At 49.4% G+C, this 22,850-nt stretch carries 24 protein-coding genes and 2 pseudogenes; 16 read left to right on the forward strand and 10 right to left on the reverse strand.

Translation table 11 applies throughout. The annotated features are described in order from the left end of the window. Nucleotides 1-3: 3 nt before the first annotated feature. The 4 genes from ACQUTP_RS25190 to ACQUTP_RS25205 all read right to left on the reverse strand — a co-directional run bounded on the left by ACQUTP_RS25190 (nt 4) and on the right by ACQUTP_RS25205 (nt 1,900). Complete coding sequence (locus tag ACQUTP_RS25190) at nt 4-450, reverse strand: putative zinc ribbon protein (RefSeq protein ID WP_428902480.1); 447 nt, start codon at nt 448-450, stop codon at nt 4-6. A gap of 51 nt (nt 451-501) precedes the next feature. Next, the gene (locus ACQUTP_RS25195) at nt 502-894 is read right to left on the reverse strand and encodes a putative zinc ribbon protein (protein WP_174159340.1); all 393 of its coding nucleotides are present in this window, start codon (nt 892-894) and stop codon (nt 502-504) included. A 117-nt stretch (nt 895-1,011) separates the two neighbouring features. Further along, a complete protein-coding gene (locus tag ACQUTP_RS25200) occupies nt 1,012-1,218 on the reverse strand; it encodes a helix-turn-helix transcriptional regulator (RefSeq protein ID WP_306738525.1) in 207 nt (68 codons plus the stop codon). Nucleotides 1,219-1,303: 85 nt separating this feature from the next. After that, a complete protein-coding gene (locus ACQUTP_RS25205) occupies nt 1,304-1,900 on the reverse strand; it encodes an inovirus-type Gp2 protein (protein WP_306738524.1) in 597 nt (198 codons plus the stop codon). A 644-nt stretch (nt 1,901-2,544) separates the two neighbouring features. On the opposite strand from ACQUTP_RS25205, the gene ACQUTP_RS25210 reads away from it, so the two are divergent. Together ACQUTP_RS25210 and ACQUTP_RS25215 are read left to right on the forward strand one after the other, a co-directional pair. Beyond that, on the forward strand, nt 2,545-3,753 hold the full coding sequence (locus tag ACQUTP_RS25210; protein ID WP_306738523.1) for a hypothetical protein: 1,209 nt from the start codon (nt 2,545-2,547) through the stop codon (nt 3,751-3,753). Between the two features lie 402 nt (nt 3,754-4,155). After that, nucleotides 4,156-4,743 (forward strand): LysE family translocator, encoded by a 588-nt coding sequence (locus tag ACQUTP_RS25215; RefSeq protein WP_032705635.1) that lies wholly within the window; start codon nt 4,156-4,158, stop codon nt 4,741-4,743. A 57-nt stretch (nt 4,744-4,800) separates the two neighbouring features. Here ACQUTP_RS25215 and ACQUTP_RS25220 read toward each other — a convergent pair whose 3' ends face one another. Then, on the reverse strand, nt 4,801-5,694 hold the full coding sequence (locus ACQUTP_RS25220) for a LysR family transcriptional regulator (RefSeq protein WP_306738521.1): 894 nt from the start codon (nt 5,692-5,694) through the stop codon (nt 4,801-4,803). 194 nt (nt 5,695-5,888) lie between these two features. After that, nucleotides 5,889-6,179: pseudogene (locus ACQUTP_RS25225) on the reverse strand (hypothetical protein); the annotation flags it as partial. 451 nt (nt 6,180-6,630) lie between these two features. Between ACQUTP_RS25225 and ACQUTP_RS25230 the strand changes: the two are divergent. Then, nucleotides 6,631-7,605, forward strand: a complete 975-nt coding sequence (locus ACQUTP_RS25230) for a GGDEF domain-containing protein (protein ID WP_196520870.1) — start codon at nt 6,631-6,633, stop codon at nt 7,603-7,605. A 278-nt stretch (nt 7,606-7,883) separates the two neighbouring features. On the opposite strand, the gene ACQUTP_RS25235 is transcribed toward ACQUTP_RS25230, so the two are convergent. Continuing rightward, the gene (locus ACQUTP_RS25235) at nt 7,884-8,498 is read right to left on the reverse strand and encodes a hypothetical protein (RefSeq protein WP_048294085.1); all 615 of its coding nucleotides are present in this window, start codon (nt 8,496-8,498) and stop codon (nt 7,884-7,886) included. Between ACQUTP_RS25235 and ACQUTP_RS25240 the strand changes: the two genes are divergently transcribed. From ACQUTP_RS25240 to ACQUTP_RS25290, 11 genes are all read left to right on the forward strand, one after another. Further along, entirely contained in the window at nt 8,497-8,985 is a 489-nt protein-coding gene (locus ACQUTP_RS25240) for an HNH endonuclease signature motif containing protein (RefSeq protein ID WP_048294086.1), read from the forward strand. The two genes, ACQUTP_RS25235 and ACQUTP_RS25240, sit on opposite strands and share 2 nt — an antisense overlap. 202 nt (nt 8,986-9,187) lie before the next feature. Further along, nucleotides 9,188-10,075, forward strand: a complete 888-nt coding sequence (locus ACQUTP_RS25245; RefSeq protein ID WP_048294087.1) for a GTPase family protein — start codon at nt 9,188-9,190, stop codon at nt 10,073-10,075. A gap of 176 nt (nt 10,076-10,251) precedes the next feature. Then, nucleotides 10,252-10,659, forward strand: a complete 408-nt coding sequence (locus ACQUTP_RS25250) for a hypothetical protein (protein ID WP_048294088.1) — start codon at nt 10,252-10,254, stop codon at nt 10,657-10,659. 4 nt (nt 10,660-10,663) lie between these two features. Continuing rightward, entirely contained in the window at nt 10,664-11,146 is a 483-nt protein-coding gene (locus tag ACQUTP_RS25255; protein ID WP_228136721.1) for a hypothetical protein, read from the forward strand. Nucleotides 11,147-11,230: 84 nt separating this feature from the next. Continuing rightward, complete coding sequence (locus ACQUTP_RS25260) at nt 11,231-12,049, forward strand: DUF932 domain-containing protein (protein WP_048294090.1); 819 nt, start codon at nt 11,231-11,233, stop codon at nt 12,047-12,049. Continuing rightward, complete coding sequence (locus tag ACQUTP_RS25265; protein WP_048294091.1) at nt 12,046-12,309, forward strand: DUF905 domain-containing protein; 264 nt, start codon at nt 12,046-12,048, stop codon at nt 12,307-12,309. Before ACQUTP_RS25260 ends, ACQUTP_RS25265 begins: the two co-directional genes overlap by 4 nt. 75 nt (nt 12,310-12,384) lie before the next feature. Then, nucleotides 12,385-12,816, forward strand: coding sequence for an antirestriction protein (locus tag ACQUTP_RS25270; RefSeq protein WP_048294092.1), 432 nt, complete (start codon nt 12,385-12,387; stop codon nt 12,814-12,816). 12 nt (nt 12,817-12,828) lie between these two features. Then, nucleotides 12,829-13,371 carry a RadC family protein gene (gene radC, locus ACQUTP_RS25275; protein WP_048294093.1) on the forward strand — a complete coding sequence of 181 codons (543 nt, stop codon included), beginning with the start codon at nt 12,829-12,831 and terminating at the stop codon, nt 13,369-13,371. Next, nucleotides 13,368-13,589, forward strand: coding sequence for a DUF987 domain-containing protein (locus ACQUTP_RS25280; RefSeq protein ID WP_012543032.1), 222 nt, complete (start codon nt 13,368-13,370; stop codon nt 13,587-13,589). Before radC ends, ACQUTP_RS25280 begins: the two co-directional genes overlap by 4 nt. A 25-nt stretch (nt 13,590-13,614) precedes the next feature. Further along, entirely contained in the window at nt 13,615-13,992 is a 378-nt protein-coding gene (locus ACQUTP_RS25285) for a type IV toxin-antitoxin system YeeU family antitoxin (RefSeq protein WP_048294094.1), read from the forward strand. Between the two features lie 487 nt (nt 13,993-14,479). Then, on the forward strand, nt 14,480-15,451 hold the full coding sequence (locus tag ACQUTP_RS25290; protein WP_306738518.1) for a hypothetical protein: 972 nt from the start codon (nt 14,480-14,482) through the stop codon (nt 15,449-15,451). 854 nt (nt 15,452-16,305) lie between these two features. On the opposite strand, the gene ACQUTP_RS25295 is transcribed toward ACQUTP_RS25290, so the two are convergent. From ACQUTP_RS25295 to ACQUTP_RS25305, 3 genes are all read right to left on the reverse strand, one after another. Beyond that, on the reverse strand, nt 16,306-17,175 hold the full coding sequence (locus ACQUTP_RS25295) for a phosphorothioated DNA-binding restriction endonuclease (RefSeq protein ID WP_069734350.1): 870 nt from the start codon (nt 17,173-17,175) through the stop codon (nt 16,306-16,308). A 244-nt stretch (nt 17,176-17,419) separates the two neighbouring features. Continuing rightward, on the reverse strand, nt 17,420-19,099 hold the full coding sequence (locus ACQUTP_RS25300; RefSeq protein WP_053810821.1) for a glycoside hydrolase family 43 protein: 1,680 nt from the start codon (nt 19,097-19,099) through the stop codon (nt 17,420-17,422). Between the two features lie 58 nt (nt 19,100-19,157). Continuing rightward, on the reverse strand, nt 19,158-20,597 hold the full coding sequence (locus ACQUTP_RS25305; protein WP_072206957.1) for an MFS transporter: 1,440 nt from the start codon (nt 20,595-20,597) through the stop codon (nt 19,158-19,160). Between the two features lie 426 nt (nt 20,598-21,023). On the opposite strand from ACQUTP_RS25305, the gene xylA reads away from it, so the two are divergent. Further along, a complete protein-coding gene (xylA, locus tag ACQUTP_RS25310; RefSeq protein ID WP_017900971.1) occupies nt 21,024-22,343 on the forward strand; it encodes a xylose isomerase in 1,320 nt (439 codons plus the stop codon). Nucleotides 22,344-22,673: 330 nt separating this feature from the next. Beyond that, nucleotides 22,674-22,850, forward strand: a pseudogene (locus tag ACQUTP_RS25315) (carbohydrate porin); the annotation flags it as partial.

A 22,850-nucleotide genomic window follows, 5' to 3' on the forward strand; every position in this document is an offset into this window, starting at 1 on the left:
CGTTTAAACTCTGCGCTGAAATTTCTTTTTTTCATTATGGCACCTGTGTTGTTCTGAGGTGAGCATATCACCTCTGTTCAGGTGGCCAAATTCAGTAAACCACTTCAGACCATGATAATCACGTTGACAGAGTACGCAGAAGTAATCTTTTTCTGAAGGTGCTATGACGGATACATCATCACGTTCAATAAGTGCCTTCACTGCCTGCTCAAAGGCTGATATTGGTTTGTACTGCGAAATAACACGGTATTCACAGTGCATCAACCTGTGTACTTCTGCTTCTTCTAGGTGATGTTCAAAATAACCGCCGCAGTCATGCGTCCAGTGTAAGCGCAGGGGATTGTTGCAGGAACGACAGTACCAGGCTCCCCGCGATCGCGGGCTTAAGTTTCTGGTGTGAGCGACTTGGCCCTTGTGGTCAAGGGCGGTACGAATTGTGCGAAATTGCATGGTGTAAATCCTGTGATGATATCGAGATGGCAAGTGGCAGATAGCGCAGCCTCATTCTGCGCAACGTTCAGTGCTGTGGTCACCGGTCCGGCAGTTCTGGCAGTAACGTTCACCGTGGTAATCACTGCCACAACCGCAACAATTCCATTCGGCCCTGCATACCAGCGGTAAGACTTCCGGCACATAGCGACGCAGCATGCGTATCCGTCTGGTTTCTTTCGGCTCAGGGCGTACGTATGGGCAGTGGTGGCGCCCGTTCTCGGTCAGGTCTTCCCGGGTATGCTCGAACCACGGGCGGTTAGTGGCCCATTCCGGGTGGAATACCAGAGCGCTGCCGCAAAGGTGGCAGGTGTATCGGTCGTAAGGATGAAGCTGTGCAGTGACCGCGCCCGTGAGGCGCTGATTGCCGTCAAGCGCGATAAAAGATTTGGCGTATATCGTCATAGTATTGGTCCTTTGCCATACGACAGGGGGCAGTGAGCCGTCCCGGGTAGGGCAGCAGTGCAGGTCATACAACTGGTGGCGTTAATTCAGATGGGGAATGTGATTCCGTTCGATAGATTACTGACGGGACTGCGCGATGCGTTGCTGTAGCCAGGCTTCCACTTCGCTTTCAAGCCAGCGAGAGCTTCTGCCCAGCTTAATTGGCTTTGGGAATTCCCCCGATGAAATCAGTTTGTAGAACCATTTGTCCGTTAAGCCGGTGAGTTGTGTGATAAACGCCATATCGACAAATTTGTTGGTAAGAAGGCAGTCAGGTGTAGTCATCGTTTTTCTCCTTAAGTGAATGGGAGAAGGAGCCAGGTATGGTGAGCGCAGACTCCTTCAAACGATGTGGCACCGGCGTAATTTTTTATTCGCTGATGGCACACCTGCGACGTCTACCACCCACCGCAGGAGCGGGAATGTCACTCAACTGGCAAACCACTTTCTCGCCCTTCTGGTCCTGCTTGCTCAGGTAGCTCAGAATGTACAGCATGCCCTTACGGCCTTTCATATCACTATGCGACGTCACCCGCTCGCCCTGCACTTTGTAATACGTCTGAGGCGTACAGCGGTAAGCACAGCCTTCCTCTCTTGTTATCTCACTCCAGAGGGTTTGCAGGGTTTTAAAGGTCGGCCATATCTTCCGATGCTTCTGACCGTTGAGATAAAACGCAGCGTGGATGTGATAGCCATGCTGTTCGGTATATTCAAGTACCCATGCGTAACCCACCAGCCCGTTGATATCCCCACTGCGTTGAATCAGTAACGTGATATCCGCTACTGTCGAATGAATATCTCCCTGACCATGTGAATCGCTGTCCTGAAGGTAAGAGAAGTCCACCCGTAGCATCAACAGCTTGGAATAACGCTCAAATAACTGGTCCTGATGGCGTCGTAGCTTTCGGTTTAGGGCTGCGTGATGAACGTAGCTAAGATTGATATCGGTCGTGTCGTGGTAGCTCATGTCTGATTCTCCATGTGAGTGTAATCGTCATGGGAATGGACACTGGCGTCAGTTTTGAAATGGGTGCAGTAGAGCAGTAAGTATCGCGGTACCCTGATGATTGCCGTGCCAGGGCATCGCTCATGGGAGTGGAGGGTTACGAAAATGCTTCTCTATAAAATATCATTTTATTCCTTAATTAATTGATTTCGGCCCCATGTTCATGCACTTCAAGGAAGGAGCATTTGCTCATCTCATTGCGTTGACCTTGTCGGCACCTTCGCCAATTTTGACCAGATGATTTTTAAATTATCTTACCAACTACAGACTCTTCCCAGGACCTGACTCAGCAGCATAAGAGAGACGAGTCTAGGCCGCTCTTCGTTATACTGCTGTGATAAATAGGCCAGAAAGAGGCGGAGAAGGCAGTTTGCAGAGCATTTTGGGCATAAAACCCAGTATTAACGGCTAATGAAAGTGAGAAAAATAATTAAAAAACGACGATATACATCATAAAAGACGACGATTTATTGTATTAAAATCGAGCCATTTCATACTAAAAAACAAACATGATAAACGTCAAAATTCGTATAGTTTAAGTGTGAGAATTGTGTGATCGGACGAGTGACAATTTCGATGTTGCAGCGAGTTGGGAGGAGCGAGGGATGGCAGGCCTGAAGGATGACTTTAGAGTGTTTGACTTACGCCGGGAAGATCTGGCCTATGAGAGTCCTAACCAAAGGTGGGGGGAAATCAGCCATCAATATTTCTTTGTTGGGTTCGAGCGTCTGGAGGAGGATGAAAGGCCAGATAAGGAAGAAAAATCCAAAGCTAGCTTCAGGATGTTCGATATGCTGGACAAACTTTATCTGAACCAGGCGACCAGCGATGGGCAAGAGTTTAGAAGACCGAAGATGAAGTTTCGTGATTCTCAGCCAATCCACAGCGAACAGTTAGAGAAAAAGTGGAGAGATGCGCTTTTAAAAGCGATATCTGATAAAGAAAAGGCATTATCTTATCTCTGCGAGAACTATCGGAACGTTGTAAGAAAGCATCGTCAGGTTGAAATGTTGACTCTGAGTTTCTATTTACCTCTTGATAAAGGGGAGAAGATGCGGAACATACGGATTAAAAAAGATGACTCTCGTTTCAGACTACAACTCGCTGAACTTGAACGACGCTTTACCTTGATGAGGAAAAGGATAAATGCGGATCCGCTTTATAAAGCCGCCTGTGGTTATTCGCGAGTGATACTGATAAATGCTAGATTTGAGCCTTTCTATCTGGTGAATTTCTTTTTCAAAAAGCATCCAGACAGTCGGATAGACAGCTTTGTCTCATTAGACATTTACAGGAAATGGGTGCAATCGGGTAAGAAAGAAAACAAATCTGGTGAGCAGGTTGGATATTATTGCTTTAAGGATGCTTCCCGGCCACCTGTTCCAGAAAACAGTGGGCTATTTATTCGCAGGCCAGACCGAGTAACCGATGTTGGTCAATTTTCAGACCCAATCTCGTTGGTCTTATCAGAAGAAAGGAAATTCGAAAACAACCGCAAAGATTATCTGGCTTTCTTTCGCCTTCAGTCCCAAATCTATAATGTTATTCCAGGTGCACGAACCCTGACATGTTCTGACAATTTTACCTACATCAACGCAGCCGAGAAGAAACGCAGAAAAGCCAAAAAAGAAGACCTGAAGAAGAAATCCAAAACAGCATTCCCTATCACTGAAACTTCAGCTGTACCCGGAAATGATCTCTATGATAAAGAGGGCTCTCCCGAGTTGCTTTACCTGTTCGACGAATTTAATGATGACCTGCCTTCAAACCTTGAGGAGCATGTCTACGGGATTTTAAAAGAGGAGAAGCCGTAACAATACTTTGTGTGGCAGTTGAACGACGTCAGAAAATGAACCAGTGGCTATGGTTTCTCAGGCAAATGCGGTACATAGTTGCAAACTTAAACAGCCACCAGGTATCATTCAAGTCATGTTACTGGATAGTTCAACGTCTGCTATGAGCGAAGAGCGGACATTATGCTGCATTCATTAGATGAATCCCAAAGGGTAATAGTTGGTAGCTGAACATGAGGAACTTGCTAATAATAATTGGCTGGTTAAATCCCAGACATTATTAAAAGATTATGTGAAAAAATCAAATACACTCTTTTAGAAATCCTACTTTATCTGCCTGTTTTTTACGATAGACTATGAGGATAGTCAGGAATGTAGTCATTCAATAAAAACGCTTTATTATATAATGCATATGGAGAGAAAATGACTCTAATATTAGCAATGTTTTTGTTCTCCCTTACCATGTCAATTTCTCCAGGGCCAGTCAATATGGTCATTATATCATCTGGAGCGAGCTATGGATTCAGAAGAACTTTCCCATTCGTCTCAGGTGCTACAATAGGATTTACTCTATTACTTATAGTCATTGGTTTTGGGTTCTACGCTTCCATTGAGAAATATCCACTTTTCTTCAAATATCTCAACGTGGCTGGCTCAGCTTTTATAATATACATAGGTTATAAGATAGCATCATCAAGATCTGAGTTATCATTAACAAAATCAGAGGCGCCTAGTTTCACTCAGGGTTTTTTACTTCAATGGCTCAACCCAAAAGCCTGGATTGCCTGCGCATCCGGAGTGGTATTATTTTCTGAACCATCAAATAACACTTCGTTAATAATCTTCATAATAATATATTTTATCGTTTGCTACCTCTCTTTAGCTGCATGGGCTGTCCTTGGAAAGAACATCTCAACATTGCTTAATAGCATTGGACGCATCCGTGCATTTAATTTCTGCATGGGTGGGATACTGATTACCACTGCCTTCTACATGTTTCTGGCTCAATAAGCCACTTTCCCTTACTGGCTGGAATTGATCTTTTACATTATTGAAGCCTTAAATTAATCATAATATTTTGAATTCAAAGGAGTTGTAAATATGATTAATTAACGTGTAAGCGACACTGTTGGTAGATATATTAGAAGGCCAGGTTGCATAGACTTTTAGTGGTTCCAATGACCAGTCAGGGAGAACCAACTGTATTTCATCTCGCTTAATATCCTCTTTGCTGAGATAGCAAGGAGGGGCTGCGATTCCAACCTGATGTTTTGCTAGAGTGTAGGCAGCCTCGACATTATCAACGTACACCGTTGGCGTATACTTAATTAAAGCTATCTCTCCATTTTTGTGCCTGAACTTTCGACTGCCCTTCAGCATGCTCAGACCAATCCAGGGCATTTTTTCTAAGTCATTAGGATGGTTGATAGGCTGATAATTGCTAAGAAGTTTCTTTGAAGCAACAACGTGTCGGGGTAATACAAAAAGATGCCGTGCTTTGAGTGTGCTGTCGGGCAGTTCGCCAATTCGAAATGCAACATCTATACTATCGGCAATAATATCTTTACGAGTGTCGCTATAAGAAATACTCAGGGAAACGTCCGGATGTTCCTTTATAAATCCTGCAAGATGACGAGTAAAAACACTATTTATAAAAACTGCAGGAATTGACAGATTCAGCTTATTACTTGTTGAAATAGAACGCTGTTTAAACTCGATAAACCCCTTTTCATACAGTTCTAACATAGAGTTTGCAGTTTCGAGCAAACTTGCCCCATCATGGGTCAGCGATAATTTTCGCGTGTTTCTGTATAGCAAAGCACTTCCCAGATTTCTCTCCAGCTTAGAAAGATGTGTGCTTGCTGTCGCGGTAGTGAGCCCTAAAGCGTCTGCGCCACCTGAAATCGATCCAGCTTGTACAATTTTTGCAAAAACAATCAGGTAACGGATATCATCAATCATTACTATTCCTGAGTTCACTCATTAACTTTAAGCGTGAGAGTTGTTCTATCAGCCATAAAACTATCATGTTTTTATTTACCGCCAAAGTTCCTTTTTTTATCGAAGATTCCCAAAGTTGGAAACCTGAACATTGAAAAATATAATTAGTAATGAGAGGTAATGACCTGCTCCCCGCAAACTAACATAGCACGATGTTAGCAATGTCCGCTCCTGGCACAAAGCGGACATTTATTACCTTTAAGTATAGCCTGTCTATTTAACCACTCTTCCAGCTTCAGGCCCGGTACCCTCCCAAACTCTCGCGTATTATTCGTCACCAGTACCGCGCCGACCGCAATGGTATGTCCGGCAATCGCCGTGTCGCTCGGACCGATCGGCGTCCCGGCGAGGAGCTGAGCCATATTTATCTCCGTGGTTGCATCCACCGCTGCGCGATCCTAGGGCAGGACGACATCGAGACTGGCGCAGATAGCGTCAGCCAGCTGCTGCACGTGAAGCGACTGCCAGGGTACGCCAGCCATCATGATGCGCTGTAGATCGGCCTCGCTGCGAATATTCATCAGTCGGCAGTATTCCTGGTTCTCGGCCAAGGAGCCCCCGAGGTCATACCAGTTTCCACGGTTCGCCTCTCTGCTGAATTTTTCCGGAACCAATTTCTGTCAAAGTAGGATCAGCTTCTCTGTAATATTAAGTGATTCGGTTAGCTGAGCGTATTGAGGATAAAGTGGCCCGGCATTCTGCTGCGCCTGTTCTGGAGGTACTGGTCCGGAGAGGATGGCCGTTAATGAACTGCTCAGATGAAAGGTTGTGGTTTCACCGTCTGAAAAGCAATAAACTGCAATGCATAACGTCTGATAAAAGTCTGTAATCTATAATCTGTCAGGCAGATAAATATCATCGGACATCTTTCATAAACTGATTGTTTTCAGAGGTAACATGCAGCCTCCCGACCTTCCAGGAAATGAAGAAGAAAGGCTTAAATCGCTTTATGTTACGGGGCTTCTCGATACCCGCGACGATGAGCGTTTTGAACGACTAACCCGCCTGGCCAGACGCATTTTTCAGGTGCCAGTGGCACTGATTAGCCTTCTGGATCGCGATCGTCAGTGGTTGCTGGCATGTGAAGGGCTTGGTATTCGCGAAACCCCCCGTAACATTTCGTTTTGCGGGCATGCCATTCTGCATGAGGGGCCTTTCATCATTCTTGATGCAGCAGCCGATAAGCGGTTCCACGACAATCCCCTGGTCACCGGTGAGCCCTATATCCGGTTCTATGCAGGACAGCCGGTTAGCCTGCCTGACGGCACGGTGGCCGGCACGCTGTGCCTGATCCACACTTCTCCCCGTACCTTTTCAGAGGATGACATTGCGTCACTCCGGGATCTGGCCTGCATTGTCGAGGATGAATTCCAGGCCATAAGCATGGCAATGACGGACAGCCTGACGGGCATTCCCAACCGGCGTGGGTTTTACAGTGCAGGAGAAAAAGTATTCCGCTCGATGAACCAGCATAATGCGACGTTCAGTCTTATCTATTTTGATCTGGATAAGTTCAAGCCGATTAACGATCTCTGGGGACACGCTGAGGGTGACGAGGTTCTTAAGATATTTGCAGCCTCTTTATATCAGCATCTTGAACCGGGAGAAATTGCAGGCCGTATCGGCGGCGATGAATTTGTCGCACTTATTCGGCGAAACGGAAACACCCAGTCTTTTCTGAACGCGCTGAGTGCGAGTCTGGAGTACCATAATGAAACGTCAGGCAAACCCTACTATATCAATTATTCTTTTGGTGAGCTGATTAATAACGCAGACCAGTATGCGACGCTGGCGGAGATGATTGGTAAATGTGACGAAGTGATGTACCTAAAGAAAAAACGAAAAAATCTGTCACAGAAAACAGAACCGTGATACTTCCCTTCCCGGCTGAACTCTGGGCCCGGGGTTCAGGGGTACAGCAAAAAAGCATGATTTTTGATTTAAGAGCGCAGTATGGCTAACCCCAGAATTGGTCTTTTCGAATGTTTTTCTTGCAGGTGGACAGGCAGCTATGAGCGAGTAGCGGAAGCTCACAATTGTTATTACCGCGTAGGATGCATTACTAACGTTGCTATGTGTTAACGAACGAGGAGCGGGTCAAGCTAATCGAAAATGCAGGTCGAACCGATTTCAAATACAGGTCACAACATTTATGCTGCTGCAATTGTTGGCAGAAATAAGTTGGCAAGCTCGATCTCGAAGGGGTGGACTGGAAAAAAAGCTGGTTGAGGTGGATTAAAATGGCTATGGAAGTTCACGGATTTATTATTTCGTCTCCGTTCGTGTTCGTCTGCGATGATAAGGTTTATAGCAGCCAATCGGGAAAAAACTGGACGGGCATATTTAGCCGTTACGGTACGCAAGCCTGGGGGAATGATACCTATGCTTCCCAGCGCGTTGAGCGGGATTGCCCGCCAAATCGTAACGAAGAAGTTCGTTTGGCTTTCCGTGGCGCAGTTATGCGCCACTTCAAGCTGAACTACACTCAAATCGAGGCATTCTTCCAGCGTCAGATCGACGAGGACAAGCAAATCCTGGTCGAAGGAAATTCGGTTAAACGCCATGTGGTTGGCCGTAGCAGCTACAACACAGGCAGTAGCTGCACGACTATATCTGCACCCGCGCCCGCTCCAGCCAAAAAGGAATCCCCCCATCCAGCGCTTAAACATGGTTGCCCAGCAAGTCGCCTGGAAGAATTCCTGACCTGGGAAAAAGCGCACCTTGGGGTTTTTGAATCGTGTCAAAATGCCCCAGCGCGTTGCCATGTTCCTGGGAACCTGGGAAGAACCGAAAGCGGTCGAACCTGAACCCCAGGCTGAAGAACCTCGGGCCGAACGGTCGCTGGTTGAAGAACGCGAACACAAAGAAGATGTACCCTTCTATGGCCGTCGCCGTCGTGATCAGGGGAAATTCCGTGAAGATGTGATGCTTAACTGCGGTGGCCGTTTTGTCTACACAAATGCCATTGCGGTACGCTGCGAAGCCGCACACCTTAAAGCCCACGCTCGCAAAGGTGGCGCGAGCTTTAAAAACGGTCTGCTGCTGCGCGCTGATATCCACAAGCTCTTTGACGCGGGACTATGCGCCATCGATCCGCGCACGCTTAAACTCTGGTTCGCGCCAGACTTGGTAAAAAAAGACGCAGATCTCGCGGCCATTGATGGGATAACGATGCGCAAAACGCAGCTCCCTATCAACAAAGACAACATCGAAGACCGCTGGGATGCCTTCGTTAAGATCTTGCTGGCATGATTAACTGGTCACAAATGTCCACTCCTGGCACGAAGCAGACCCACATAACTAATTCACTAGCCTTCATTCAGTGTTCGCTTAAACCGATCGTCAGAGCTGAGATCTAAAATTTAGTCAGTTATATATCATCTTAATGAATTCCTTTACCTTTCTCTTCAACAGGCCATCTCCACCGGATGGCCTTTTTTATCCAGAGGCCAGCATGAAACATCTCTCGGGCTACGCCCTTATCCGCCGTCACCTGCGGCGCTATCCACGCTCACTACGACAACATTTGCTGAAAGAACTCAATCAGCTCGTCACGTACGAACCCGTGATTGGCATTATGGGTAAAACCGGCGTCGGTAAGTCCTCGCTGTGTAACGCGCTGTTCCGCAGTGAAGTCTGCGCAGTCAATGCGGTGGAAGCCTGCACCCGTCAGCCTCAACGGGTTCGTCTTCGCTTTGGCTCTCACTATTTGACGCTGATTGACCTGCCTGGTGTAGGAGAAAGCCTACAACGTGATGATGAGTACCGCGAACTTTATCAGGAACTGATGCCACAGCTTGATATGGTGCTGTGGGTGTTAAAGGCGGATGACCGCGCCTTCTCGGTAGAGGAGCAGTTTTATCAGGCCGTTTTTGCCGGGTACAACGGGCCACTGCCTCCATTGATATGGGTACTGAATCAGGCGGACAAGACCGAACCGGCAGAGCAATGGAACTGGTCTTCCGCGCAACCCTCAGCGCTGCAGGCTGAACATATTGCTCAGAAACAACAGGCGGTCGCCCGCCAGCTGGGAATTGCAGAGCGTGATGTACTGGTCATCTCCGTCAGGGGGCGTTACCGGCTGTCGCGCCTGGTGGAGGCCATGATTACCCGTCTCCCAAAGCAGACCCGCAGCCCGCTGGTACCGCACCTTCAAACCGGCTATCGCACACAAGTCGTTATCAGCAGCTCCCGCACCGGCTTTGGCGAGGCGGTCGTGGAGGTGATTGACCGCATCATTGATTTGGCCCCGCTGCCGCAAGTTGCCCGCTCGGCTCTTCAGGCCGTGACGCATACCGTGGCCCGCGCCGCCCGCACGATCTGGTCCTACTTCTTCGGTTGACTTTCTCCGTACGTCCCACATTTCGATAAGTTTTTTCGTTCATACACGATCGAAATTCTCGATCGACCCGATCGGATATCTTCATTATCCAGGCGAAAAAACCGCTTATAAAATCCCCTGGCAGACATTCACTGAGTAAGCGCGACAGCGCACCTGTCGCATCACAAGGAGCAAATATGAACATGTTCTCTGCTGCCGCCGCCGTAATCACATTACTGGCAGGCCTCGTCTCATCTGCGGTAAGCGCAGAAAATGACGCCATCAAAGTCGATATCCAGAAAAGTGGCTGGGAGTGCAATGACTGTGTCTACGTCACTGTGACTGCCCGCACGGAGCGGATTCAGATAAAAAATATCGATGTAAACCGGGGCAAATGCCCGCAGCTGAAGCAGGGCGTGACCACCATTCAGGGTCAGAAGATGGAGGGGTGGTGGCCCAATAAAGACCCGTTCACGCCCCGTACGATGCAGTTTGCTGACAGTCTGACCTGGCGATTTGGCAACACGCTCTGGCAGAAGGGTATTACCTGCAATGTTATTGAAGCCCGGATATTCACTGACCTGGGTGTATTCACTTACAGCTGAAACCATGATGAAAATAAAACAAACGACCCAAAAGATTGTCTCGTTGCTGATACTGGCCTGCCTCGCAATGAGCGCCGATGTGTCTGCGGCACCCGCCGGGAATGAGTCCCGACTAATTACAGATGAGGCCGGATATCTGGTCTGCCATCGGTGTGGCCCGGAACACAAGGACAGCTATCTAATGGCGGAGTATCCTGCGGGCTCGCGGGAAAAATCCGTGAATTATCACCTGGTCCGGGATATGAGTCGCTACACCTTTCTGATGTCTTCGGATGCCCCGGCGACTGCGGCGAATCAGACGCCGGATTTCTGGTACATCGATAAGCAATCATCCACCCCGGCGCTGAACAGCATTGTCTTTGACGACGATAATTCGGCACTGTCATCCGCAGAGCACATCACCGTGACAGAGGCTGACGGCCAGACCCGGCTCAACGTTATCTGGGCGAACGGGAAGCGGAACATCTTCATTCTCGATAATCCTTAAACCCCATCAGATCAGCATCACACCCGACGCCCTGCTCATTCGAGTGGGGCGTTTTCTTTTGTGCCTTCAGATAAGGAAACAACCATGAAATTAGCCAGCCGTTTTGGTGCGGTGAACCTCGTTCGCCGTGACCGCCCGCTCACCCACGAGGAGCTGGCGCACTATGTGCCGAGCGTGTTCAGTGAAGACAAGCATGAATCCCGCTCAGAACGTTATTCATATATTCCGACCATCACCCTGCTTGAAAACCTGCAGCGTGAAGGGTTCCAGCCCTTCTTTGCCTGTCAGACCCGCGTGCGGGACCCCAGCAAACGTGAACACACCAAACACATGCTGCGCCTGCGCCGTGAAGGGCAAATCACCGGTAAGCAGGTGCCGGAAATTATCCTGCTGAATAGTCATGATGGGTCCAGTTCCTATCAGATGCTGCCGGGACTGTTTCGTGCTGTTTGTCAGAATGGGCTGATATGCGGGGAGAGTTTTGGAGAAGTACGTGTGCCGCATAAAGGCAACGTGGTGGAGAAAGTCATTGAAGGGGCTTATGAAGTGCTGGAGATATTTGACCGGGTGGAGGAGAAGCGCGATGCCATGCATTCACTTCTGCTACCGCCACCTGCTCAGCAGGCGATGGCGAAAGCGGCACTGACTTACCGTTTTGGGGAAGAGCATCAGCCGGTCACGGAGTCACAAATTCTTGCGCCACGCCGCTTGCAGGATGAGAGCAATGACCTGTGGACCACGTATCAGCGCATTCAGGAAAACCTGATTAAAGGCGGTCTGTCCGGTAGAACGACCAAAGGCAAACGGGCCCATACCCGCGCAGTGAAAGGCATCGATGGGGATGTGAAGCTCAATCGTGCCCTTTGGGTCATGGCTGAAAACATGCTGGAGCTCGCATCATGACCGCGCAGAAACAAAAGGGCCAGAGCCTGCTTCCGGCCGGACCTTTTACCCGCCAGCAGGCGGAGTACGTCAACGCGGCATACCAAAACATCTTCATCGAGGATGACCAGGGAAGCCATTTTCGGCTGGTCCTGCGCGATGCGGATGGCCGGATGGTTTGGCGAGCCTGGAACTTTGAACCGAAGGCCGGGACCGGGCTTAATGCGTACATCCGGGACTACGGCATCCTGCAGGGCCCTCTCAGCCGCCTGCCTTATTAACCACATTGCCACGCTTTCATTTTTCCCCTGACCCGCCAGCCTGAACCGCTGGCTTTTTTATTACCGGAGAAACCCATGAATGACACCACAACTGAACTCACCATTTCCGTCGCTGTTGTTGCCGATGAGTTACGCATCGGCTTCTGGCCGCAGCACTTTGGCTCCATCCCGCAGTGGATAACCCTTGAACCTCGCATTTTCGCCTGGATGGACCGGCTGTGTGTCGATTATCACGGCGGTATCTGGCGCTTTTCGACGCTCAGTAATGGAGGTGCTTTTATGGCTCCAGAGTCAGAGAGCGATGAGAAGTGGTCATTGTTCAACAACATGAACGGCAATGGCGCAGAGCTTACCAGTGAAGCTGCAGGGATAGTCGCGTGCCTGATGGCATACAGCCACCATGCCTGTCGTACCGAATGTGACGCGATGACTGAGCATTATTATCGCTTACGTGACTACGCGCTGAACCATCCGGAATGCAGCGCCATTATGCATCTCATTGACTGAGGCATACCGAACATGAATACCGCAATATCCCCACCGTTATCGCAGCCTGAACTCTTTCCGGTGTCGGTCATGGCTCAGCATGGTTGCCTGCTCCCCGCGACATCCGGATTGACACCCTATGCCCAACGGACCATTCGCCGGGCTATCAACCTGCTGGATAAATATCTGCGCCAGCCCGGCATATCTTTTACCTCAAGTACTGCTGCCCGTGACTGGCTTCGGTTACAGCTGGCAGGACAAGAACGGGAAGTGTTTATGGTGCTCTATCTTGATAATCAGCATCGTTTACTGGAGAGCGAAACGCTGTTTGCCGGTTCAGTTAACCATGTCCAGGTCCATCCCCGCGAAGTAGTGAAGTCAGCGCTTCGCTTAAATGCTGCAGCTGCCGTGCTGGCGCATAACCATCCATCCGGTGATCCCGAGCCCAGCCAATGCGATCGCAATATTACGGGCAGGCTTAAAGATGCCCTGGCACTGGTTGATGTGAACACGCTCGATCATCTGGTCATCGGCTCAGAGGGCATTGTGTCGTTCGCGGAGCGAGGCTGGATATGAAAATCATCAGTAAACGCCAGGCAATGACCCTGTACCGGCAACATCCTGGCTCCCGGCTGTTTCGCTTCAGTACAGGAAAATATAAATGGTCAGGCAGTATCTGCCATTATGCTGGCCGCGAGGTGGAGGACATACGCGGCGTTCTGGCCGTGTTTGCTGAACGTCGTCAGGACCGCAATGGTCCCTATGTCATTCTTCGAAGCGTTACTCTCAATTAATCCTTTACTTTAATCAGGAACAATAATGAACAATCACTCAGAATCTGGTGACGAGCCGGAGAATCCAGCCTGCCAGCAGTGGGGGCTAAAGAGTGCGATCACACCCTGTTTTGGAGCTCGTCTGGTGCAGGAAGGCAACAGGGTGCATTTTCTCGCTGACCGGGCCGGATTTTACGGTGCTTTCAGCGACGATGACGCGCTACACTTGGATCAGGCCTTTCCGTTGATAATCAAGCAACTTGAGTTGATGCTCACCAGCGGAGAACTCTCTCCCCGGCATGAGAACTGCGTCACGCTATATCACAACGGGCTTACGTGCGAAGCCGATACGCTTGGTAGCTGTGGTTATGTATACATCGCTGTTTATCCCACTCAACGTAAATTACTTTCACGAGAACCATAATGAAATTTCAACCTGCAACAACTCTACGTGCAGCGGAGTCATCCCGTCACTATCTGGCAAATGTTACTTACTCATCTACTATCGGCATCTTCTTTAACAGGATGACTATAAACGGTGACTTAGTGTCCGCTTCGTGCCAGGAACGGATGTTCGTTGCGCTCCTGGATAAATATACAGCATTATTTGCTTTAATCATTAAAAGCTAGCTTTGAGCAAATGATCAGGTATATTTATTTGTTGCTGATTAAGAAAAATAACTATAATTTAGGTGCTTAGCTTGTAACAAACTAGAAATTTTAGGTCAGATATAGACATTACTTTTTCAACACATTTTGGTTGCAGTTAGCAGTAGTTAATTTTAAATAACTACATTTCACCAGCAAGTTACCATACGACGTGTCATCTGGTTAAACCAGAGAAAGCGGGCCAGTACAATATACAACTGTTAGGCTGACAATTAACTTTCCCGAAAATTATAGAGGTAGCAGTGAGCGGAACAAATCGCGCAAAGATAACATTTTTAGAACTAGTTATCCCTCCCATTTCTAATCAAGAAGCAGTTTGGTTTAAAGACGAACCTTTTGCCGAATATATGAAGCAAAGCGATTTCTACATAATTGGTGGAAAAGCCAAGTCAAAATTTTCTAATATTCGTGCCAATGAAGACAATAGCCAAATTTTCTTTGATGTTTTTGTAGGTGGTGATCATAAAAGCAGCGGGGTCATTCATATATATAAGTTGAAGCCAGTTATTGATTTTGAGGGTAATGATTTTGGTGTTGGTTGCGGGGGGGAAGCAATAGAGTTTTTCTACAAAAAAGATGGCGAAAAATTCTTATTGGCTCGATTTACACCAGAAAATATTCTATGGTATCGATCTAGAGAAGAAGAAGGCATATCAGGTTTAGATAATTATGCAGATATTATGGTCTATGATCTACTTTATGTCGGAATAGCAAAAAAAGGAGATAGTTATAGTCGTCTAATAGCTAAAGGACATCATGCGCGTCAAGAAATACTTTCTAATGAGCCACAGCGCTATCCTGGAGCTAGAGTTACTGATGAGATTTTTCTTTTCCTATTCCGCCCGGAGCCTTTATTTATCACTACGTTCGGTCCTGATAGTGATATAGATCTGGACTTTGGTTACGATCACAAAAAAATTATTGCAGATGCAGAGAAAGCCTTCGTAAGTTTGTTGCAGCCAAACTATAACACAGTCAGATTTAAACAATATCCAAAAGGATCAGACGGATTATATGACTCTAAGCTAGATAGGTATGGTTACTCTATAGGTGAAGCTATCACTTTTAATACCCCTCACGGTCAAATTAAAGGAGGTAGAAATGGAGATTTAAGGGGGTTAAGTAACAAAGCTGATTTTATATCAGTCGATAAGGTATCTGCCAAACTTTTCATTTCAGGCGTTGATTTTCCTAATGATGAACCTAATGTCTAACAATCGCACGTTGTCGGACTGGTTTTTTGCTGCGATCTAATCCAGCCGCAAATATGGGCCTTATGTCTGCAATTCGCTTATAGAAGTCTACAAGCGATTAATTTATACCCAGCTTGTACCAGAAGCTATCAATGCCAGTATTGCGATGTATCGAACAACGAGTGAAGGTTAGGAGAAATGATTGTAACTAGGGAAAGCATGAAAAATGGCTCATCGAGTGTCTTCAAGAACGGGGTGGTAGTGCTTGGCCACGTGAAGTCTCAAAGTATGTATGGGACAGCTACGAGGCTGAGCTTAGGGATTTCGGCGATATATTGTATACGTGGCAATATGACATTCGTTAGGCCGCTCAACAATTGAGAAATGAGGGTACTTTAAAACCAGTAAATAGACGCAGAGATTTGCCATGGGAACTAGCATAGTAACAGTGAGTGTTCGTTTTGCACCGACAGCTGACTTTGCCCTGAGGGAGTTAGTGCCTCTGAAGAAAACTTTCCTACTTGTCTGAATCTTGCTTTGATAGCCATATCGGTGTTCAACTGGTATTGTTTTATACCCACTCGTAATGTCTATTTTTTGTACGGATTTAAACTTGTGGGTACAAGTGTGGGTATAACTATCTGCTATTGATTATAAAATACATTGATATCAGTCTATTGGGTGTTAAATTCGAGTCCGGCCTTCGCACCAACTCCCAAACATCAATATCAAAACAACCAATAAATAAGTCCTTTAATCTAACAACGACCAATCATTGATCAACCACGAAATCCTCTCCGAAACACATTCACAATCCATAAACCCTACGCTCAACATTAAACCCCACACACCATACCCCCTCACCCCATACCCCCTCACCCCCTGAACACTTCCCGCCGGTGCCATGCCACAAACCCTTCCTGCGGATAGCATTCTTTCCCCTGCGGTAAGGTAATCGGCTTACCATCAAAATCCCAGAACAACCTGCCAACGATGCCTCCGCCGTTCACCGCTGGCGAAACCTGGATGCGCATATCCTCATCCAGACCAATGGATCCTTTATCAAAAGCCTTATGGTGAATCGCGCAGAGCGCCAGGCCGTTAGGGATTTCGCAGGGGCCGCCGTGCTGCTTCCACTTGATATGAGCCGCTTCCAGGGCGACGGAGGTATTATCATGGCGCATATTGAAGCCGCAGATCGCGCACTCATAGTTATAGGCGCGCAGCACCTGCTGGCGAAAATGCGGGTCGCGTTCTTTGTGGATCTGCTGCAGATCAAACCCCATCTCTTCAGCCAGTTCTTCCTGAATACTCTCCGGGAAGTGCGCCTCAAGGATCTGATGGGCGAGGGTATTGATCAGCTTCTTATTTCTGTTGAGTAGCGCAAAATGTGGCTCATCGAAGCCGCCGGCGACGTGGCAGAGTTCCAGCTCTTTGCCGGGCGGCTGTCGGCTGCCCTGGGTTGAACACTGTTCGCTGTTGTGCAGCTCCCAGAAGCCGTCGCCTTTCAGGCGCCAGAAGGGCATGTCCGGCCGGTACTGGCGGCGCTGCGGGCCAAAGCGTTCCAGCAGGTTATGCAGCTCATCGCGTATCTCCGAGGCGTAGTCGAACATCCGCGCATGGCCGCGCTGGTACTGTGAGAGGACGTACAGCAGCAGTAGTGGCTTATGCGGCGCACGCTGTTCGCCTTTGCGCCAGATGGTGATGTTCTCGATCGCGTGTTGCAGGGTCGTGCTGGAGGGCATAGCGTTACATTGGCAGCTAAATAAATGCGATGATGCTCGCAAAATCCTTGCCGATCAACCCACCAGATGCGGCGATTCCAGTTGGATCGCTTTTTAAATATCACAACGGATCTTGCTGTGGGAGTGGAGACCGCGTTCGCCTCCTGCGGCACAAGCCTGAAAAAAATCGGGAGCGCATAACCGTTGCGTTCCCGCTCTCCACAAACCCCACGCTACCTCACCGGTAGCGTGGGCCCGTTCTCTCTTACTTATCCCGCGTCTCGCCAGCCTCCCAGCTGTAGCTGCCATCGGCCGCTAACCTATCGCCCAGCTCCTGATACTCGAACTGATAAAACTCAGCCTGGGTGCCGTACCCGGCGTAGTCTACCGCCGCCAGGCCGACGAACGCCCCGGTAAAGAACCCTCCGTAGCTCTGCAACACATAGTCATCGGACAGCACTGCGGCATCCAGCTGGACCGGGATCTCGGTGAACGTCACGCCATCGAAGCTGTATTCATAGCTGTAGGTCTGCTTGCGGACTTTGGTCCGGAACCAGACGTATTCAACGCCGTCCGGCACCTTGATGGCGTTATCTTTCAGGTACGATGTGTATTTCCCGCGGTTATTTTCGCCGACTTCGATGACCTTGCCGTTAATTTCATTCCAGGTCAGGAAGACAAAGCTCCAGTGGCGGTCGTTATAGTAATTCGTTAACCCGGCCATCTGCTGATAGCTGAAGGGCTCGAATTTCACCTTCACCGCGGCGTCAAAATAGAAGGCCTGCCAGCGGCGGGCAATCAGCGACAGGTCATGCGTATTGGCTAACGAACCCTGACCGATTAAGGTTAATTTGCCGTTGCCGGTGGTGCCCATTTTGGCCGTAAACGGCACCCGCAGGGTATTCCAGTTCGGGTCGAGCGCTGGCGACGTAAAGTCATCCTGCTGGCTGTTATCGCTGGCGCTTTCGGTGAAGATGGCGTCTTTCGGCCCTTCGACGAAGGTCTTCCCGCCGTGACCGCCTTCAATACGCGGCCAGCCCTCATCGTCCCAGTACACTTTCTGGATCGAGGTTTCCCGGCCGAGGGTTGACCAGCCGCGCGGGTCGTAGATGGATTCCCCCGGGCGATTCCACGGCCGGGCGCAGAGCGAGGCGTAATACCATTCGCCTTCCGGAGTGGAGACCAGCGCGCCATGGCCCTGTTTCTGGATGTAGCTGTCCGGGGTATCGACGTTGGTTAAGAACACGTCGCCCGGTTCGGTTTCGAAGCTGTCGGCCTCGAGGGTTTTCGACCGCGCCACCACCTCCTGGTGGGTAAACACGGTGCCGCCCTGGGCGGCAAACAGATAGTAGTAGCCGTTCAGTTTATAGAGGTGCGGCCCCTCGACCAGCGCCACGGCGGTGCCGCGGTAAATGGTGCGCGCGGTTTCCGGCATTAACTTCAGCGTGTTGGTATCCAGCTCCGTTAAGGTAATGCCATCGAAGGGGTGATGGTACTCCCGGTGATCCCAGGTTTGCTGAACGATATATTTCCGGCCATCGTCGTCATGGAACAGCGAGGCGTCAAACCCGACGCCGTTCAGCTTGATCGGGTCGCTCCACGGGCCCCGAATATCCTTCGCGGTGGTCAGATAGTTGGTCATGTCTTTGAAGGCGCCTTCGGTGACCTTCACATCGGTATACACCAACCAGAATTGCCCATCGGCCCAGGAAAGCGCCGGCGCCCAAATGCCGCCGGAGGAGGGGTTGCCCTTCATGTCCAGCAGGGTGGTGGTGGAGAGCGGCGAAGGCAGCAGGTTCCAGTTTTTCAGGTCTTTCGACTCATGTAAACGCACGCCCGGGAACCACTCAAACGTCGAGTTGGCAATATAGTACGTATCCTCGACGCGAATAATACTGGGGTCGGCATTAAAGCCGCGTAATATCGGGTTTTGAATAAGTGACATTTCATTACACCTTTTAAAATGGAAAGTGACGAATCGGTCTGATTTATAATTTTTTTAACTACACGCGGATCTCATCCAGCTGACGGTTGATGTCGGTAACATGTTTATCGGAGATGGGATAAACCTGCATGATCACCATCGAAATAGCGGCCAGCGCAATCGGGATCCACACCGCGGTCATAATGATCCCGTCGATGGCGCTGGCGCTCTGCACGGCGCCGCTTTCATTAAATCCATACACCGCCAGCAGCCACAGCGGGATCGCGCCGCCGATGGTGAAGCCGATCTTGAAGAAGAGTCCCATAATGGCATTGATAATGGCGGCATTGCGTTTGCCAGATTTTAATTCGCCATACGCGATGACTTCCGGTACCAGCGCCCACATAAAGCCGGTGGCGGAGGTTAAGCCCCACTGTTTAATAAAGGTGGCGATATAGGCCAGCCACAGGGCGTCGTGCATCCCTTCGCGGGACCAGACGTAGGTCAGCAGTTCGCCGACGATGAACATGGCGAGGAACAGATGGAAGAAGCCTTTTTTACCAAAGATTTTTTTCAGTTTCGGCCAGAAAATCGGGAAGGCGATGCCGGGAATAGACGCGACGAGACCCACCGCACCCATCCATTCGGAGTGGCCGACGACGTACTGGTTGAAGAAGCCGTTAACGGTGTTCATAAAGAACATGAAGGTAAAGGCCAGCATAAAGAACATGCCGAGAATAACCAGCGGGCGGTTATGTCTGAGCTCGTGGAAAAGGTCGGTGGTTTTGACGTTGGCGGTCTGCTCGGCGGTCGCGACAACGCGTTCTTTGGTGAATTTATAACAGATAAACAGGGCCACCGCGCCGATGATCATATAGATGGCGTACACGCCGAACCAGGCGTAGTTCGCCGACGGATCGGTATAGTTGCCCAGATTCAGCTCAAGGCCGAAAAAGCCGGTGTCTTTCAGGCTACGATCTTTCGGCGCCGCCATCTGCACAAACATCGGGAACAGGGTATAGACCAGCAGGTTGGCGCTGTTGGCCAGCATCATGCGGGTACTGGTCAGCTTATCGATCGATTCCGGGTCGCGGGTCAGCGAGGCATTCAGCGAGCCATAGGGAATATTGACTAAGGAATAAACCAGGTCCAGCGCCAGATAAATAATAAAGGCGAAAGCCACCGAACCTTTCACTCCGGGGATGGGCGCGAACAGTAATGCCGACAGGATCACCAGCGGCACGCCGGCTCGTAACAGCCAGGGACGATATTTTCCTGCTTTCGAGGTTCGTTTATCCACGTAGGTTCCGACCATCGGATCCCAAAACACATTAATGATACGGACAAAAAGAAAAATAAAGCCTGCCGTTGCCGTGCTGATGGTATTTACCGTCAGCATATGCAAAGCCAGAAAACCCCCAATGGTGCCGAAAACCAGGTTTTGCGCAAAGTCGCCCATGCCATAACCAATTCGTTCTCCGCGGGTTAATTTATGATATTCATCATGCCGACTGTGCATTATGTTTTTACTCATTCTAAGCAGACTCCGGTTTGTTTTGTGTAGGTGAAACACTTTCTGACACAGTTGACCTGGAAGAATCTATTACGTTTTTAAATTAAGTAATTATGTTTTTTTACTTCTGTGATCCTCGAAGCAAAGGCCTGTATCACCTGCGTTGAATCGTTATCCGCCGCTAATTTTCTGACAGATATGCAATGTGACAAAACCGGCATTTTAATTCGCTATGTTCACCTGAATTCCCCAGGAAGTGTACGCTATACGCGCGCGAAGCGAGATATTTAAAATAGTTTTATTTGCGAGATGGCTCACATTTGAGCATTTTCTCAATCGCTGAGTGAAATAACGTAATTGAGCAACCGACGATGAGAATACACGATGTGTCACAGTTGTTAATTTTCGGCTTCCTCATTTTCGGAGTTCATCATGCAAACTTATTTTGACCAGCTCGAACGCGTTCTTTTTGCCGGACCTAAAACCGATAATCCGCTGGCGTTTCGCCACTATAATCCGGATGAAATCGTGCTGGGAAAACGGATGGCAGATCATCTGCGTTTTGCCGCCTGTTATTGGCATAACTTCTGCTGGAATGGCGCGGATATGTTTGGCGCCGGCTCGTTTGAGCGTCCCTGGCAGGCCGCGGGCGATGCGCTGGAAATGGCCAAACGCAAAGCGGACGTGGCGTTTGAATTTTTCTACAAGCTCAACGTGCCGTATTACTGCTTCCATGATGTCGACGTCTCGCCAGAAGGCGCGTCGCTGAAAGAGTATTTGCATAATTTCGCCGTGATGACCGAAGTGCTGGCGGAGAAACAGCAGCAAACCGGCGTGAAACTGCTGTGGGGCACCGCCAACTGCTTTACCCACCCGCGCTACGGCGCCGGGGCGGCGACCAACCCCGATCCGGAGGTGTTTGCCTGGGCGGCCACGCAGGTGGTGACCGCCATGAACGCCACCCACCAGCTCGGCGGCGAAAACTATGTGCTGTGGGGCGGCCGCGAAGGTTACGAGTCGCTGTTGAATACCGATCTGCGCCAGGAGCGCGAGCAGATTGGCCGCTTCCTGCAGATGGTGGTGGAGCACAAGCATAAGATTGGCTTTGGCGGCACGCTGCTTATCGAGCCGAAACCGCAGGAGCCCACCAAGCATCAATACGATTACGATGTCGCGACGGTGTATGGCTTCCTGAAGCAGTTTGGTCTGGAAAATGAGATCAAGGTGAACATTGAAGCCAACCACGCCACCCTGGCGGGGCACTCTTTCCATCATGAAATCGCCAGCGCCATCGCGCTGGGCATTTTCGGCTCCGTTGACGCCAACCGCGGCGATGCGCAGCTCGGCTGGGATACCGATCAGTTCCCGAACAGCGTGGAAGAAAATACTCTGGTGATGTACGAGATCCTCAAAGCCGGGGGATTCACCACCGGCGGCCTGAACTTTGACGCCAAAGTTCGCCGGCAAAGCACCGACAAATACGACATGTTCTATGGCCATATTGGCGCCATGGACGTGATGGCGCTGTCCCTCAAGCTGGCCGCGCGCATGATTGAGGATGGCAAGCTCGATCGGGCTCTGGCAAAACGCTATGCCGGCTGGCAGGGCGAGCTGGGGCAACAAATTATGGCCGGCCGCATGTCGCTGGATAATATTGCCCGGTACGCTGAGCAGCATAATCTGAATCCGCAGCATCACAGCGGGCGTCAGGAATTACTCGAAAATCTCGTCAATACCTATATCTTTGGTTAAATTTGGCTGATATGCCCCTGCGGGGGCATATATTCCGCCATCTGCCCGCTGCCAGGAAATAGCGTTTATTGGTTCGTGTTGTATTTATGCTGTCTGCGCCGCAAGGCTATCTGTTTGACTGTCTATAGATGAACAATCCGCTGTGCGGATGGTTCTGCTATTGTGCCACCTGTTTAATATTAGTGAAGGAGGAAGAGTCGCGATAATTGTGTAATGCCTCTGTGACCGTACAAAATAAAAAATAACTTGTTCTGATGATAGCGACATATTCTGTCAGCTCAGAATAGGCTGGTTATTGTCTGAATAAAATTAACCTATATTGAGAAACTCATGACAATGATAAAAAAACTTCCATTAACCATGGCGGTTATCGCCGCGTTTTTTCCGCTTACCTCTGTAATGGCGCAAGAATTTACTCAGGAACAGATCGACGCCATCGTCGCCAAAGCCGTTGATAAAGCGCTGGCCGAACGCCAGGCGAAAATCGACGCCGCGGCCGACAAAAAG

It is taken from the genome of Klebsiella sp. 2-CIP_Kleb. (assembly GCF_050378715.1).
Taxonomy (GTDB): Bacteria; Pseudomonadota; Gammaproteobacteria; order Enterobacterales; family Enterobacteriaceae; genus Klebsiella; species Klebsiella quasipneumoniae.

Bases quoted from the DNA above. Each gene is read 5' to 3' on its own strand.
- ACQUTP_RS25300 (WP_053810821.1), bottom strand. From the start codon at position 19,099: ATGTCACTTATTCAAAACCCGATATTACGCGGCTTTAATGCCGACCCC.
- ACQUTP_RS25215 (WP_032705635.1), top strand. From the start codon at position 4,156: ATGACTCTAATATTAGCAATGTTTTTGTTCTCCCTTACCATGTCAATT.
- ACQUTP_RS25205 (WP_306738524.1), bottom strand. From the start codon at position 1,900: ATGAGCTACCACGACACGACCGATATCAATCTTAGCTACGTTCATCAC.
- ACQUTP_RS25280 (WP_012543032.1), top strand. From the start codon at position 13,368: ATGAAAATCATCAGTAAACGCCAGGCAATGACCCTGTACCGGCAACAT.
- ACQUTP_RS25295 (WP_069734350.1), bottom strand. From the start codon at position 17,175: ATGCCCTCCAGCACGACCCTGCAACACGCGATCGAGAACATCACCATC.
- ACQUTP_RS25235 (WP_048294085.1), bottom strand. From the start codon at position 8,498: ATGGCAACGCGCTGGGGCATTTTGACACGATTCAAAAACCCCAAGGTG.
- xylA (WP_017900971.1), top strand. From the start codon at position 21,024: ATGCAAACTTATTTTGACCAGCTCGAACGCGTTCTTTTTGCCGGACCT.
- ACQUTP_RS25265 (WP_048294091.1), top strand. From the start codon at position 12,046: ATGACCGCGCAGAAACAAAAGGGCCAGAGCCTGCTTCCGGCCGGACCT.
- ACQUTP_RS25250 (WP_048294088.1), top strand. From the start codon at position 10,252: ATGAACATGTTCTCTGCTGCCGCCGCCGTAATCACATTACTGGCAGGC.
- ACQUTP_RS25220 (WP_306738521.1), bottom strand. From the start codon at position 5,694: ATGATTGATGATATCCGTTACCTGATTGTTTTTGCAAAAATTGTACAA.
- ACQUTP_RS25210 (WP_306738523.1), top strand. From the start codon at position 2,545: ATGGCAGGCCTGAAGGATGACTTTAGAGTGTTTGACTTACGCCGGGAA.
- ACQUTP_RS25255 (WP_228136721.1), top strand. From the start codon at position 10,664: ATGATGAAAATAAAACAAACGACCCAAAAGATTGTCTCGTTGCTGATA.
- ACQUTP_RS25305 (WP_072206957.1), bottom strand. From the start codon at position 20,597: ATGCACAGTCGGCATGATGAATATCATAAATTAACCCGCGGAGAACGA.
- ACQUTP_RS25200 (WP_306738525.1), bottom strand. From the start codon at position 1,218: ATGACTACACCTGACTGCCTTCTTACCAACAAATTTGTCGATATGGCG.
- ACQUTP_RS25230 (WP_196520870.1), top strand. From the start codon at position 6,631: ATGCAGCCTCCCGACCTTCCAGGAAATGAAGAAGAAAGGCTTAAATCG.
- ACQUTP_RS25240 (WP_048294086.1), top strand. From the start codon at position 8,497: ATGTTCCTGGGAACCTGGGAAGAACCGAAAGCGGTCGAACCTGAACCC.
- ACQUTP_RS25285 (WP_048294094.1), top strand. From the start codon at position 13,615: ATGAACAATCACTCAGAATCTGGTGACGAGCCGGAGAATCCAGCCTGC.
- ACQUTP_RS25245 (WP_048294087.1), top strand. From the start codon at position 9,188: ATGAAACATCTCTCGGGCTACGCCCTTATCCGCCGTCACCTGCGGCGC.
- ACQUTP_RS25190 (WP_428902480.1), bottom strand. From the start codon at position 450: ATGCAATTTCGCACAATTCGTACCGCCCTTGACCACAAGGGCCAAGTC.
- radC (WP_048294093.1), top strand. From the start codon at position 12,829: ATGAATACCGCAATATCCCCACCGTTATCGCAGCCTGAACTCTTTCCG.
- ACQUTP_RS25195 (WP_174159340.1), bottom strand. From the start codon at position 894: ATGACGATATACGCCAAATCTTTTATCGCGCTTGACGGCAATCAGCGC.
- ACQUTP_RS25270 (WP_048294092.1), top strand. From the start codon at position 12,385: ATGAATGACACCACAACTGAACTCACCATTTCCGTCGCTGTTGTTGCC.
- ACQUTP_RS25260 (WP_048294090.1), top strand. From the start codon at position 11,231: ATGAAATTAGCCAGCCGTTTTGGTGCGGTGAACCTCGTTCGCCGTGAC.